At 40.7% G+C, this 14,691-nt stretch carries 13 protein-coding genes and 1 pseudogene; 7 read left to right on the forward strand and 7 right to left on the reverse strand.

Going from position 1 to position 14,691, the window contains the following annotated elements; translation table 11 throughout:
- Nucleotides 1–61 precede the first annotated feature (61 nt).
- On the forward strand, nt 62–463 hold the full coding sequence (locus M9189_RS08540; RefSeq protein ID WP_250722361.1) for a RidA family protein: 402 nt from the start codon (nt 62–64) through the stop codon (nt 461–463).
- Between the two features lie 112 nt (nt 464–575).
- On the opposite strand, the gene M9189_RS08545 is transcribed toward M9189_RS08540, so the two are convergent.
- From M9189_RS08545 to M9189_RS08555, 3 genes are all read right to left on the reverse strand, one after another.
- On the reverse strand, nt 576–1,541 hold the full coding sequence (locus M9189_RS08545) for a DUF3137 domain-containing protein (protein ID WP_250722362.1): 966 nt from the start codon (nt 1,539–1,541) through the stop codon (nt 576–578).
- Nucleotides 1,542–1,664: 123 nt separating this feature from the next.
- On the reverse strand, nt 1,665–2,222 hold the full coding sequence (locus tag M9189_RS08550; protein ID WP_250722364.1) for a LemA family protein: 558 nt from the start codon (nt 2,220–2,222) through the stop codon (nt 1,665–1,667).
- 62 nt (nt 2,223–2,284) lie between these two features.
- Nucleotides 2,285–2,794, reverse strand: a complete 510-nt coding sequence (locus M9189_RS08555; protein WP_250722365.1) for a 3'-5' exonuclease — start codon at nt 2,792–2,794, stop codon at nt 2,285–2,287.
- Nucleotides 2,795–3,024: 230 nt separating this feature from the next.
- Here M9189_RS08555 and M9189_RS08560 point away from each other — a divergent pair, with 230 nt between their 5' ends.
- Nucleotides 3,025–3,723 (forward strand): SatD family protein, encoded by a 699-nt coding sequence (locus M9189_RS08560; RefSeq protein ID WP_250722367.1) that lies wholly within the window; start codon nt 3,025–3,027, stop codon nt 3,721–3,723.
- Nucleotides 3,724–3,834: 111 nt separating this feature from the next.
- A complete protein-coding gene (locus tag M9189_RS08565; protein ID WP_250722369.1) occupies nt 3,835–4,086 on the forward strand; it encodes a hypothetical protein in 252 nt (83 codons plus the stop codon).
- Between the two features lie 184 nt (nt 4,087–4,270).
- Here M9189_RS08565 and M9189_RS08570 read toward each other — a convergent pair whose 3' ends face one another.
- A complete protein-coding gene (locus M9189_RS08570) occupies nt 4,271–6,022 on the reverse strand; it encodes a RagB/SusD family nutrient uptake outer membrane protein (RefSeq protein WP_250722370.1) in 1,752 nt (583 codons plus the stop codon).
- Between the two features lie 13 nt (nt 6,023–6,035).
- Nucleotides 6,036–9,122, reverse strand: coding sequence for a SusC/RagA family TonB-linked outer membrane protein (locus tag M9189_RS08575; protein ID WP_250722372.1), 3,087 nt, complete (start codon nt 9,120–9,122; stop codon nt 6,036–6,038).
- 841 nt (nt 9,123–9,963) lie between these two features.
- Here M9189_RS08575 and M9189_RS12895 point away from each other — a divergent pair.
- The 4 genes and pseudogenes from M9189_RS12895 to M9189_RS08590 form a co-directional block, all read left to right on the forward strand.
- Nucleotides 9,964–10,098, forward strand: coding sequence for a hypothetical protein (locus tag M9189_RS12895; RefSeq protein WP_256469236.1), 135 nt, complete (start codon nt 9,964–9,966; stop codon nt 10,096–10,098).
- Between the two features lie 26 nt (nt 10,099–10,124).
- Nucleotides 10,125–10,316, forward strand: coding sequence for a PH domain-containing protein (locus M9189_RS08580; RefSeq protein WP_250725559.1), 192 nt, complete (start codon nt 10,125–10,127; stop codon nt 10,314–10,316).
- 5 nt (nt 10,317–10,321) lie between these two features.
- Entirely contained in the window at nt 10,322–10,741 is a 420-nt protein-coding gene (locus M9189_RS08585; protein WP_250722374.1) for a M61 family metallopeptidase, read from the forward strand.
- A 307-nt stretch (nt 10,742–11,048) separates the two neighbouring features.
- Nucleotides 11,049–11,220, forward strand: a pseudogene (locus M9189_RS08590) (DDE-type integrase/transposase/recombinase); the annotation flags it as partial.
- Between the two features lie 461 nt (nt 11,221–11,681).
- On the opposite strand, the gene M9189_RS08595 reads toward M9189_RS08590, so the two are convergent.
- Together M9189_RS08595 and M9189_RS08600 are read right to left on the reverse strand one after the other, a co-directional pair.
- Complete coding sequence (locus M9189_RS08595; protein ID WP_250722375.1) at nt 11,682–12,785, reverse strand: hypothetical protein; 1,104 nt, start codon at nt 12,783–12,785, stop codon at nt 11,682–11,684.
- Nucleotides 12,786–13,233: 448 nt separating this feature from the next.
- A complete protein-coding gene (locus tag M9189_RS08600) occupies nt 13,234–14,685 on the reverse strand; it encodes a TrkH family potassium uptake protein (protein WP_250722377.1) in 1,452 nt (483 codons plus the stop codon).
- Nucleotides 14,686–14,691 lie beyond the last annotated feature (6 nt).

A 14,691-nucleotide genomic window follows, 5' to 3' on the forward strand; every position in this document is an offset into this window, starting at 1 on the left:
ACCCCGTTGTAGTAATGGGGAGTCCTTACAAATCTTGATTACGATATAAATTTTGTTGTCTATGATAAAGTATCTTAATCCTGAAGGACTACACAAACATCCGGCCTATTCTCAGGTTGTAATAACAGAAGGGCCCGGGAGGACCATTTATATAGGTGGTCAGAATGGTATTAACGCTAATGGTGAGATTGTCGGCAAGGGAGATATTGCCAGGCAGACCGAGCAGACACTAAAGAATATAGATATTGCCCTTGCTTCATGTAACGCCAGCTTCGCGAATCTGATGAAGCTCACGATCTACATAGTGCAAGGGCAAGATCTTTATAAAGCATTTCAGGCCTCACAGCCATTCTTCAGCAAACTAAGCAATCAACCGATAATCACTGTTCTGGTTGTGGCGGGTCTAGCCAATCCCGACTACCTTGTCGAGATTGAGGCTACAGCCTTTGTCCCGGCAGAGTAATGCGGGAGTCCACTGAAGATGTGATATATTATTCAGTTGCTTCGTTATAAGAAGGATTCAATTCCAGCAGATAATAATACTCTTTCAAAGCGGCACTACAGGCAAGCACCCTTTACTCCTTGGTCCAGATCCGGGTGTTGAGGTTTAGCTCCTTAACAAGTGCTGAATTCATCAAAAACAGAGCATGCATCTGCTGTACGTCCTCATATTTTACACAGGAAGAAGCGATACGAGGTTCGAAAAGCCCCTTACCAAACTGTACTGCCACATAGACTCTTGAACCGATAAAAGACAGGTACATATTCCGGTTAATACGATTGCGGAGTTCCACCAATGCCTGCATCAAAGCAGGTGTAAGGATATAACGTGCCTCGACCTGATCAGTTGAGAATACTACAAACATTTTTTCAAATTCAGGATCTTCCAGTTTTACAAGTTTTCCCTTGCTGCTAACCTGAAACTTCCTGCCCCAGCTGCCAAACAAGCGCTCGGCGTTGTCGGGTTCGATATAGGTCCTCCCATTAATGTGCTTATTAAAGTCGGCATGAAAAAACAGCCCCCTGAAGATTGTTATCCAGGTTTCATGTCTCTTTCCATCCCTGTAAGTGACCTCCTTGTATTCGGTATGCAATTCGGAACAACGAAAATCTGTCCTGTCAATTACCCCTGAGATAAGATCATCACCACTATATCTGTCATAAGGAAGCCTGAAAAGGTCACTCTGCCAGTATTCCATCTCGCTAATACAGTCATAAGGCTCATAAACCCAGGATGGATCGATAAGACGAACAACTTCACTGACAACCTCCTCCTTATATCGTTTAAGGTACTCTCTATATTTCTTTCCAGCTCTTATAATGAAATAAACCAATCCTACGATCAGCCCTATTATAGAGACCCAACCTGCACCGGCACTACTGGCAATAAAACCACTTGTAATAGAAAACAAAAAGAGAAGAAAGACCCCGACTATCAAAAAAATATTACCCAGCACCTTCTTGCGCAGTCCCTCGAGGGACTGCAACCTGGGCTTCAGTTCAGTATCAAATACCTCCCTTAACTTTTCTTCCTGAATCATCTGACAGAATATTTCACAATATGCGACACCATGTGCAGCCATAGCAGATTTAACTACCTATCGCTCCGGATCGCCCCGGAAGGCAGCACATGATAGTCAAACTACTCGGTATTCCCCTTAAAATCAGGAGAACAGTTGCTTTACATTGACATTCTGCCGTTCGGCCTCAGGAATAACAAACAGTTGTCTGGCTGTAAAGCCAAGCATTCCGGCAAAGATATTTGCAGGAAAGACCTGAATACTGTTGTTGAAATCGGTAACTGCAGCATTGTAAGTACGCCTTGCTGCGGCAATCTGAGATTCTATCTCAGTAAGGTTGCGTTGCAGATTCATGAAGTTCTCGTTAGCCTTAAGCTCCGGATAAGCCTCCATCGCAACCATCAGGTTGCGAATGCCGGCAGACAGTTGGTTATTGAGATCCACCTGTTCATTCTGGCTGAGATTGCCCGAAACGGCCTTTGCACGAAGTTCAACAACCTTGGTCAGCAGTTCCTTCTCATGCCTGGCATATTCCTGAACGGTGGCAACAAGATTTGGAATCAGGTCGTAGCGCTTTTTAAGTTGGGTATCAATTGCGGCAAATGCAAAATCGACTTCGTTGCGCTTTCTGATTAGGTTATTGTAAAGACCAATAACCAGTAGAAGAATCACTACTCCAGCAATAAGAATTATAATTGGCATAATTAGTGGTGTTTAAGAGTTTTAGGTAGCTAAAAATAAATAAAATTATTGAATTCATAGCATTACCTGGAGTAGAGCCTGATAGCAATTCTGGCGCATGCTTCCGCATCCGCCAGGGCATTGTGGTGATTATCGAGATAGTAGCCACAATACTCCGCTACAGTAGTAAGCTTATAGTTTGGCAAGCCCTTCAATATAGCCCTTGACCCTTGCAGCGTGCAATAAAACTCGTAATCGGGATAATCCATCATATAGGTCTTAAAGCAGGCCTTAAGACATGCTTCATCGAAACCTTTATTGTGGGCAATCAGAGGAAGTCCTTCAATCAAAGGTTCCACCTGCATCCAAACATCAGGAAAAACAGCAGCATTTACTGTATCCTCAGGAGTAATTCCATGGATGCCCATATTTATTTGGCGGTAATAATCTGGTTCAGGTTTAATCAGACTGTAGAAACTGTCGCATATCTCACCATCACGCACTATAACAATCCCCACACTGCACACGCTGGTAGGAAACTCATTTGCAGTCTCAAAATCTATTGCTGCGAAACTCTCCAATACCTGACTCATATCTTCAATATAACAATCCCAAAAGTAGCAAAAAAAGCCCATCGATAAATACCACCCCTTTCTTATGGAATTTATAGGCTTTATAGTCTATATTTTGTATTTATAGGTTTATTAACCTATATTTGTTATTTATAGGCTTTATAACCTATCTGAATAAAACCAAAAATCAGCATCAGTGCAAATGGCAATTAAAAGTTATAAATTTAGTAATCCATAATCCCTTGACGATCATGACTAAAACACAGTTCAAAGCAAGTATTTCCGGCGATATCGTGTCTTTCACCAGCCTAAGTATCGAGGGGAGGGAACTGCTTGAGCAAAGGCTTAAGGATCTTGTGACTCTACTAGACAAGCAATTAAGTGTCTTTGCTAGAGTGATAAAGGGTGATTATCTGGAAGGCTATCTGCCGCAACCCGGGCAGGCCTTACGGGTTGCCCTCCTGGTCAAATACTATATAAAAGCGGCTTCTGATGTAATAGCATCAGGAAGAAAGGAAGCTGGACTTTTTCGAACATATGGGATACGTCTGGCAATTGGAATAGGGGAAATTTCTCGTTTTGATCCGGTAAAAGGAATAATTGACGGAGAAGCTATCTATCTTTCAGGACGTATTATCAACAGTCAGCCAGGCACTCATGGAAAGAATGCCATAGTAAAATCAACCTTCTTGATAGCCTCTTCCCAACAGAATATTGAAGACGAGTTTGGCCCAGTGCTTGCCCTTTTGGACGTGTTAATTGCAAAAAGCACGGCAAGACAATGCGAGGTTATTTATCTGAAGCTATTGGGACATAATGAGGAAGAAATCTCACAAACCTTAGGAATAACCCAGGCTACAGTCAACCAGCACTCACGCAGTGGGGGCTGGAATGCTGTCCAGAAGGCAGTAGACCGCTTTAGCATAGCCATAAAACAACTTGAAATATGACCTTCTATCAACTCCTTGCCCTGCAAATCATGGCACATTTGTTTGCCGACTATTTCTTTCAGACCGACAAACATTCTGTTAAGGGAGATCTTTAGTTTTTATGACATCAGGATGCCTGACAATAATGAGGAAGGCCTTCAGAACCTTCCAAATGCAGGTCAGCTAATTGGCACTATGGAAAGAACACTAGCACTGACCTTTATTTTGCTGGGACATTTTGAGGCTGTAGGACTACTGATAGCAGCCAAATCTATTCTGCGTTTTGGAGAGAAGGATCATCTGAGGTCGGAATATGTAGTAACAGGAACCCTGTTAAGTTTCGGCATTGCAATCATGATAGGGATAGTATTACACCTTCTGTAAACAGCGATTACAACGTAAAACAAGAAAACTTAGCACCAATAGCGGTTCAAAAAATAAGCCACTCATATCAGGAAAAGGCCTTACACAAGTAATCTAACCAAAATTATATGTGATTAACTCTATATAATACAGAAACAAAAAAGGGGGCCCAAAGGCCCCCTAATTTTATTATTGGTCGTTATAATTAGTCCCAATTTGGATTTTGCTTTAGACCAGAGTTAAGATCTACAGCACGTTTCGGGAATGGAAGCAGTTCATGCTTGCCAGGCTTGAAACCGATATCATAAGTATCCTTATAGTAAGTAGCCTTAGAAGCATCGATGTAAACACCGTGTTCAGAGCCTTCTCCATAATTCAATGCATCCCTTAGGTCGGGCATGTAAGAACCAACTTCTTTCAATTGTTGAGTGTCACCCCAACGTATCAGGTTAACTGTACGGTCACCTTCGAGCCACAATTCAAACCTCATTTCATTCTTAACATCTTTAAGATCAAGAACAGTAGAAACATAGTTTGAACCTGCACGATTTTGGATTGCATTCAGAGCAGCAAGACCGTCAGCATCATCAGAAGTCTCAGAAGTTTGAGCACATGCTTCAGCATACATCAGAAGAACCTCAGCATAACGCATGATTTGGAAGTTCTTGTTCCATGTACCAGCCCAACCTTCATTTATAACGTCACCCTGATCTACGTGAGGTACGTTCTTCCAAATAAAGTAACCTTCGTTAGCATGGATGCTTTTATTTGCTAATACACCACGTGCTCCAACGTCAGTTTTCTTATATGCATTGGCACCATCACTGCCAGGAGTCCAGTCAGCTGGATCAGCAGCCCACTTGTGGTCATAAAGCAGTTCATCATAAGTTTTGATCCATGCTTTACGACGATATGAGTCCATACCATCGTTATCAATAAGGTCTCTTGCAAAGTCACCAGTCGGGTTCATCCATCCCCAACCACCGCTCTTGATCTGAGAGTCAGCCAATGAAGCCATGTTTTCAAAACGCCAGTTGAAAGTCATGATATCGTTCCAACCTGCACGTCGCTGAAGGTTAGTTACAACACCAGGAACGTAAACTGCGTTAAATTCAAATACAACTTCAGGAGAACCTTTACCCTTACCATGAAGGATGTAATGCATGTTTTCACTTGGAAGAAGTTCATACTTACCAGAGTTGATAACTTGCTTCAGAGCGTCTCGTGCACCAGCGTAGTCTCCCTTCCAGAGAAGAGCTTTACCTTTAACAGCTAATGCAAAACCCTTAGTGATCTTAACAGCACCTTCATAGTCAGATGGGCTTTCACGTTCTTCCAGATGAGGAAGAGCCAGGTCGATTTCATTAGCTACCCATTGCATAACAGCTTCTTGAGATTCTGCGTTTGTTGGACGGTCAGAACCTGTAAGAACAGTAGTTACAATCGGAGGAGTTCCCCAATAGATACCAAGCATCATGTGGTCAAAAGCTCTCATTACGCGAGCTTCAGCAACACAACGTTGCATTGTAGCAGTAAGTGAACCAAGCCTTTCAGTTGTAAAATTGTTGATTACAAGGTTACACTTGTGAATTGAACGGTAGAAAGCTGTATATCCACCCAGTGGAACAAGGTTGTCGTTAGTATACCTGAATTGTTGGTATGCTCTTTCATCAACACAGTCTTCCGGACCAGAACCAGCCAGCCATGCATCAGGAGAGTTGAAGTTGGTCAGCGCGAAATATGGACCATAGTTATAACCGGTAACTTCACCCATAAATGAGAAGTTGATGTGAGTATCATAGTACACTACGGTAAGAGCAGCCTCGGCATCTTCATCTGTCTGATAGAAATTATCTACCGAGATAACACCCTTTTGTGGTATATCAAGTTGGTCTTCGTTACATCCTGTAGAAACCAAGAAACCAACACTTAATAATAACAAGAAATATTTTTTCATATGTTCTTAATTTTTAGAATGTAAGGTTAACACCGAAAACAACTTGCTTAGCTGTCGGGTAAGTACCCATATCAATACCTAAAGACCTGTTTGAATTAGCAGAAGCAGTTTCAGGATCAAGACCAACGTAGCTGGTGAAAGTAAAGAAGTTTTCAAGTGATCCATAAACACGTAGACTGCTGATGTGAGCCTTGCTAGTCAGGTTGTTCGGCAAAGTATATCCCAACTGAATCTGTTTGATCTTGAAATAGCTACCGCTAAATACAGTCAGGTCAGAGCTATAAGCTTCCTTAGTCCAGTGTTCAATAGCTGGGAACTTAGCATCCTTGTTTGAAGATGTCCATGAGTTCTCATAAAACCAGGCATAGTTGTTGGTATATGGACGGTCTGAACGCCATGCTTGTGGCAGTACGTCGAAACCACCTGCACCAGTACCAAACAACATAAAGTCGAAGTTCTTGTATGCAAGATTGATAGTAACACCATAGTTGTAAGTTGGAAGACCTTGACCGATATTAGTCATATCGTTAGAATCCCAAACACCGTCACCATTGATGTCTTCATAGATTGCAGCACCATTGTCATCAAATTCTTTAAACTTGTAACCGTAGAAATACCATAGTGGTTCACCTACAGCACAACGGGTATAGATGTTACTACCTTGAAGACCTGTACCACGAAGGTGGTCAATAGTAGGATCAAGATAAGTAAGTTCGTTCTTAAGAGTTGAGAAGTTTGCATTGATTGAATAGCTAAGATCACCAGCTGTGTCTCTCCATCCAAGTTCAAATTCCAAACCAGTATTATCAACATTACCAGCGTTAAGAACGTAAGTACCAACACCAGTTTCAATTACCGGAGTAACATTAACCAGCAGACCCTTAGTTTCCTTCTTGTACCAGTCAACACCTAATGATAGTTTTCCATTGATGAATCTTGCGTCAAGACCAAGGTCAACCTGTTCTGATTCTTCCCATTCCAGGTCTGGGTTTGGAAGACCATTAGGTACAGAACCATAAGTTTGAGTACCATCTTGAGCAAACTGATACCAGTTATTGTTCTTCTGGATAATAGGCATATAAGGATAACCATTCAATACTGCGATGTTACCGTTACGACCCCAAGATGCACGAAGCTTCAAGAAAGAAAGAGCAGTCTCGCTAATGTTGTCCTTAATGAAAGACTCATTGCTAAGTGTCCAACCAGCTGAGAAAGATGGGAAGTAACCCCAACGAGACTCAGCAGGAAGTTTTGAAGAGTCGAATGCGTCAGCACGGAAGTTGGCTTGAATGCTATAACGTTGTGCATAGCTATATGTCAGACGACCAAAGTATGACAGGTTTCTTGCATCACTAGGAGCATTACCTACAGTTTTCTTAGCATCATCCAAAAGGTAGTTTATATAACGGAAGTTAGGTTCATAACCTTTAAGGATGTCTGCACCTTCTGCAGATACACTTACGTTGTCAGAGTGATTATTTTCCCATGACATACCAACCATAGCATTAACATTGTGCTTGTCAGCAATAGTCTTTGTATAGTTAATGAAGTTTTCAAACTGATAGTAGTAAGAAACGTTAGCATTAGCACTAATCCTGTAAACGCTGCTGCTTACGAATTCATTAGCTGCAAATGGGAACTCATAGTTGTGAGTGTTGCCTTGAGCTAAACGATATCCCAAACGAGAAGTATAAACAAGACCTTCAATTGGGTTGAAGTTTGCATAAGCAAGACCACGAACATTGATACCATCGCTGCCACCTATAGCCCTATCCCTTTGAATGAATGGGTTAGCTGATTGAGACTCACCACTGATTGGAGAAAGTCTGTAGTACTTACCATTCTTATCTTTAAGAACAGCTATACCAGCTGCAAGAGCATCTTTTTGTCTTTGGTTCAGTTCATCTTCTGAATTTGCAACAGGACCAAATAATGGGTCAGACGTTACAGCAGCCAAAAGAGCAGAACCGTTATCGCTCTGTTGAGAAACTGATTTTGTTTCCCACTTTTCGATATTGTTATTAGTACCAACAGTCAACCAAGGTTTAACTTTGTACTCACCGTTGATCTGAGTAGAAAGCCTTTCATAAACATCCTTGTCACCCGCAAAGATACCGTCATTGTAAACATAGTTCATTGCAACAAAGTAAGAACCCTTATCTGTAGCACCTTGTACACCTACAGTATGACGATAGTTCCAGGTTGGTTCAAACACTTCGTCAGCCCAGTTAATATCAGTACCTGATACATAACCAACATCAGTCAGTGTTTGGTCACTCAGGAAGCCTTGTTTCTTACCATAGTCAATGTATTGCTTAGCATTCATCACATCAAGTTCGCGAGAAAGACTGCTAAGTTGCCATTGTCCATTGTAGAATACTTGACCATCTTGACTTCTTGAACCAGCTTTAGTAGTGATAAGAACAACACCATTACCAGCCTGAGCACCATAGATAGCAGCAGAAGCAGCATCCTTAAGTACTTCCATTGATTCGATCATTTCCGGGTCAAGGTATTGGATATTATCAACCTTCAAACCGTCAACAATTAACAAAGGACCGTTGAATTCTGAGTTTGAAGACATACCACGGATACGGATATCAGCACCTCTACCAGGAGCACCTGAGTTTGGCAATACCTGAACACCAGCTGCTTTACCTTGAAGAGCTACAGCGGCATCAGAAGTTGAACGGTTTTTCAAGTCATCAGCTCCAACCTTAACAACTGCACCAGTAAGGTCACTCTTTCTTTGAGTACCGTAACCTACTACAACAACTTCACCAAGGTCGGCAAATTCTGTTTTTAAGAAAACATTGATAACGCTGCGGCCTGCAACGTTAACATTCTGAGTTTCCATTCCAATGAATGAGAAAGTCAGCACACTGTTTGGATCGTCAACAGTAATTGTGTAGCGTCCTTCTACGTCAGTAATAGTACCTTGCAGAGTTCCTTGAATCGCTACTGCAACACCTGGCAATGCATAGCCAGATTCATCCTGAACTATACCACTCACAGTCAGTGACTGGGCATAACTCAAGAATGAGAAAAACAACATTGGCAGCGTGATGAGAACTGCCTTCAGTAATTGATGTTTTTTCATAAATTTGATTGTTTAGTTAAATGTTAGAAAACAGGCTGAAACTTAATTTGAAAGTTGTTTGAACTATTCTTTCTTTTTCATCAATTCTCATTTACCCATATTGAGATCATTTGGTTAGACATTTGGTTTTCAACACACATATGCAAATTTTATCTTTATTATCATCCATTATCTATTCAGGTCTTCATCCCCTCAATCCCTCCAAATTCCTATACCCCACATGCCTGAATTACCTATTAACCATCAATATTTCACAGATTTAGCCCTTGCCCAATCCTATGGTTAAAATACGTTTAATTATGTTGTAAACATTTTCAAATCGAGACAAAAATAACCCCAAAACCTAAAATAGCAAAATTTTGCATGACTTTTTTTTAACATTTTTCTACAAGTGCACACATCCTGACAATCAGACAGTTCTAAATCAGATGACAAATATCATATTCTCAAGCCTCATTCTCAAGGTTATGCTATAACTTAAACTTGCTCAAAATAACACAAATGGCCGAAAAATCTGGTTTCTGCACTCTTTCTAAATATTTTCAAAATATTGATTTTGATTGTAAAATGTTCCAAAATCCCATAATAGTAGTTTTAACATTTATCAACTCACACGGAAATATTGTTAACTAACTATTTTCAACTGTTAATTTATGTTGCATTCTGAGTTTCCCAATTCTTCATACTCCTTATGTTATGTCATGTAAAGTCACTCTCCATAGAAGACACCTGGCTACTTAAAATTCCGGCTACTCTCCTTCTATCACACTAAAAAAACATAAATAATTACTACATTCAAAAGTCCAAACAGAACTGAACACGAACGTAAAAAGCACTTTACATGCAGGAAAAGAAAGTATATAGATCAAGAATTAGTGGGTTGCTTGCTGGAATCCTATTGGCAATCTATACCTTTAGTGCCATGCAGATGTTTGCCAATAAGATAATTGCTGGGGCCTTTATATCCCTGATATAGTTCGTATCAGCAGATCATACAACCCTATCTCCTCTCCTGCTGCTTCACTCAAACGGCTTTGCCTGGATCAAAAATTGGCACAAAGATTTCCTCCCGTATTAATCTCACCGGTCAGGGAAGCAGAATTTATCTCTGACTTGAAGGCCATCAACCCAGATATCAAGGTTGAGGTTCCCGATAAAAATGGCCCCTGGCGCATCCAGGACTGGGATATATAGAAAACATGAAGAAAGCAATTATAAGTCTTGGTGCAACAGTATGGCTTGTCCTTAGTTGCACAAAACATGCAGTTCCGGAATATTACTACGCCGTGGATCTCAATCAGATAACAAATGATGAATTGCGGGTAGAAATGAACTTCACCGGTGTCTTGCCAGACACCGGCAATTTCTATTTCCCACGGATAGTACCCGGTATATACGATGCCGGAGAGTATGGCAAGTTTGTTAGCAACCTCAGGGCATTTAACAGAAAGGGCCAGGACCTGGTAGTGAACCGTATAGACACCAACTGTTGGCAAATCATTGGAGCCAACAAACTCCATGCTATATTTTACTCAGTCAGTGACGGGTGGGCAAGTTCGATTTTGAAGGTATCAGACCATACCGATCTGCAGAAAGCCATTTTGATAGTGCCGTTATAATAGTAAATCCGGGCACCGTCTTTGGTTGATAACCTGCTTATGTATGCGAAACCCGATACAGTCACTATCGAACTGCCCAATATCACAGTAAGGTTGGCGTGCTATTCAACAGCGGGGGCGAAAATTGCAAATCAACTGGCAGACTACCTCACGCAACTTGTACATAACCAGGCAGACTATCTGGGAGGCAGATTAGCAACAGACAAATACATCATCGAAAAAAGCTCTAAAGCCTTGCGAGAAAAGGACCATCATCTGTGCCGTCCGCCAAGAGCGGCCCAAAGACATCGGCAAGGCGTGTCGTTTGTTGCGGCTCAGCAGGGTCATCTGGGTGCTGAAGCACTTGGTAAACAGGTACGGGAAACCGGAGAACATACGCATGGACAAAGGTCCAGAGTTTATAGCCAAAATAGCGCAAAACTGGAGCAAGGCAAACGGGATAGAGTTCAAATATACAACCGGGGAAACCCACTCAAAACGGTTGTCGGGATAAGAAAGATTTGTCTACTTTTGAACTGTACTAAAAAGGGGAAGCCTACAACAACAACACTAATAAGGCTGTCATTTACATATTGTACTGATTTAACCTAACCCTACTGACACAAAATACCTGTGAACGTCTCTTCCAGAGTTCGGAGGGTAATCTCATAATCCCAGGACTCTCCTTTTTGAGCATTAAATTTATAGTACATTGAAGGAGTAAATAACGAGTCCACGTCAGATTATACTCCTACATTCATAAAATTACCATTATCATCATTGTTCACGAGATAAGTACAATAGGGAGATCCATAACCACCTGAAATTTTGTAGCCCTTATAACCATTTATGTCAACAAATTCACCAACCTAATCAAACAGCGAACCCAAACTACTTCCGTAATGATTTTCATATGTCTATTTGCTCCCCGTTTTCAAAGGAATCAAAAATTGACTATTGGTCAAAATACTAATCCTGCCCCAAAACGAACAACCCTTGGACTCTTTTCTGCCCTTGTCAGTAAATAAAATCTGAAGTCTTTATATATTTCATAATGAAGACTTAATCCAGCTATGTAAGTCATTTGCTGAGTTTTAACAAGGTCATTACTCGTAAAATACATTGAAGCTCCAAATTCAATTTTGGGGTACAACCTGGTTGCAGTTATTCTATAGTCCAGCATCAGTGGAACATTAAGTTGATAGCGATTTTCAGTTATAGGGACATAGTTATAATTTTTATCAAAGTGATATGCACTTGAAACTTGGATGTATTCAGAGGCTAAAAATTCTACTTGCAATGAAAACCTCTCATATATTCCAGGTATATTCTTAATGTTAAATACTAAACCAAAAAAGTCACTACTGTTGTTATCTAGTTTATAATATAAAATTTCATTTAAGCGAACCGTCTTGTTGAATTGGCCATATGTAACACCGAAATCTATATGTACTTTGTCTTTTTTCTCATCATAAATAATGTATTCTTCATCTTTGGATACCTCGTTATGGTACTTTTTTGCTGTTTTAACAAGGGATTTTGACTCCAACTCTGTCCTGTTTATTGTCTCCGTCATTTTAGCATCTTGAAAAAGATACCTCATAATACCAATGTACTCTTTTTGGTCTATTAAGTAGTCGTTACCCTCATTGCTTACTTGTGATCGTGTATTTTTCAATTCATAGATTTGCCCGTCTTTTTCGAGAAAATACAAATCATCTTTATCTTTATAGTAGTATATTTTCACCACCCCATTAATCAAGAATTCCAGGAAAGCAGTTCTTTCAGTTCCATCTACCATGATTGGTTTTGAAACGTAATACTTCCCATCTGTAAATCTGTATGCTTTAATCTCTGTGGGTTCGTATCTATTGTCGACATCTTGCTTATCCTTTTTAAAATAACAATACTGACTATTACTTTTTGGGGAGCGATAGTCAATTAGGCCATAAATAGTATCGCCTGTGTTCTCAATAATAAATCCTTGCCTCCAATCATTTTGAGAATACCCTGTAAAACCCGAAACAAGAAGCAATACGCTAATCACAAAGTCTTTTTTTGTCATTTTTCCTTTTTGTTAATGTTAAATTGCTGAGGACCAATCTTCTCACGACTCCGAATTCCTTAGTCACAAAACGATAAGAGTTAAAAGGCGTGGCTTATTGATCAATTTAATTAAATATTCAAATTTATAGCATTTTTTAATGCTTTCAATAAAAAAAATATATCTCGTTATTTCAAATCCAATACTTTGTACATTTCTTTGCAAAAATCATCAACAGAACAAAAAAGAACTGTCCCATATACTCTGTAAATGAAAATTCCAAGGGGTTGGACAAGCTCGTATTGTTTGTTTGCATTTATGATTTTACACGATCTAGAAAAAGAAGATTTTTTAAGTGATAGCTATTTGTGGCAGTTTTGTTCACGTGAAGAACTAACTGACTTCTTAAAGCAGATCCAGAAGCTTTTCAAAGTAGTGCTTACTTATTACCTGCATCGAATATTTTCTTCTACCTGTCCCGCCAGAACTGGCTGGTGAGGAGGATGAGGACGGTGGAGAGCTCGAGACGGCCGATAATCATAAGTAAAGAGAGTAAGAGCTTGGCGGCAGTACTGAAGTCGGCGTAACTATTGATGGCGCCTATGTTACCAATACTAATACCAATGCCCCCAAGGTTGGATGCAACTACGCCGATAGAAGTAAGGAAGTCAACGTCCATGAAGATCAAAAGCACGGAACCGACGCAAAAGGTTATCATGTAAAGAAACAAAAAGGATACTATGCTGCCTACTTTCTCTTCATCAATGGCTTCTCCCCTCAGTTTCATCACTGATACACTGTTGGGATGCAGCATCTTCCTGAAGAAGATTACAATATGCTTGTAGGCCACGACATGTCTGATCAGCTTAACACCACCTCCGGTACTACCAATGCAGGCCCCTGAAAACATCAACATAAACATCAGTATCCAGGCTTCACTCGGCCATTCCTCATAGTTATAGGTACCAAATCCAGTAGTAGTAACTACCGAAATAACCTGAAAGAAGGCTTGCCTAAGGTGCAATTCAACATTAGCAAAGAGATTATTGTCTGATATAAGTACTACTATTATCACAGACACAACTACAACAAGCCAGAAATAAGTTCTCAACTCTATATTCTCAAAGACCCTCCTAAGCCTGCCCTTGTACAGGTGATAATGCAGATAAAAGTTCATTCCGGCAAGAAACATAAAGATCATTACAACATATTGACTATAGGCAGAAAAGGAAGCAAGACTGTCATTCTTGGTCGAGAATCCCCCGGTGGCCATGGTAGTAAAGGCATGGTTAATGGCATCAAAGACTCCCATATCCCCAGCAGCCAACAAAATTGCCAGTACTGCTGTCAGTGTCACATAGACTCCCCACAATCTTTTGGCTGTACTTGCTATCTTGGGAGTTAGCTTTTCTTTACTAACACCGGAAGCTTCACTCTTAAAGAGGTTGTATCCTCCAATTCGTAACAGTGGCATAATAGCTACTACAAGCACGATAATTCCCATACCTCCCAGCCACTGGCTCAGACTCCGCCAAAATAATATGCTGTGAGGCAGTGACTCTACGTCAGAGATCACAGATGAACCGGTGGATGTAAAGCCCGATACAGTCTCAAACAACGCATCGGCAAAGTCAGTTATCGTCTCGGTCAGCAAATATGGAAGGGTGCCAAACAACGATAGGATCACCCATACAAAGGTTACTGTAAAGTAACTGTCCCTCAGGTTCAACTCCTTCTTTAGATCCGACATGGTCAGCACATACATCAGCCCCCCTGCTGTCAGGGTCAGAAACGAAGCACTGATCAGGCTCCAGTGTTCGGGCTCCTTATAGATGATGGCGCAAACCACCGGTAGAAGCATAAAGGCTCCAAGGAGCATCAGTACTCTACCAAAAATATTGAGTATAAACTTGAGATTCATTATGCC

The organism is Xiashengella succiniciproducens, from assembly GCF_023674465.1.
Classification (GTDB): domain Bacteria; phylum Bacteroidota; class Bacteroidia; order Bacteroidales; family Marinilabiliaceae; genus Geofilum; species Geofilum succiniciproducens.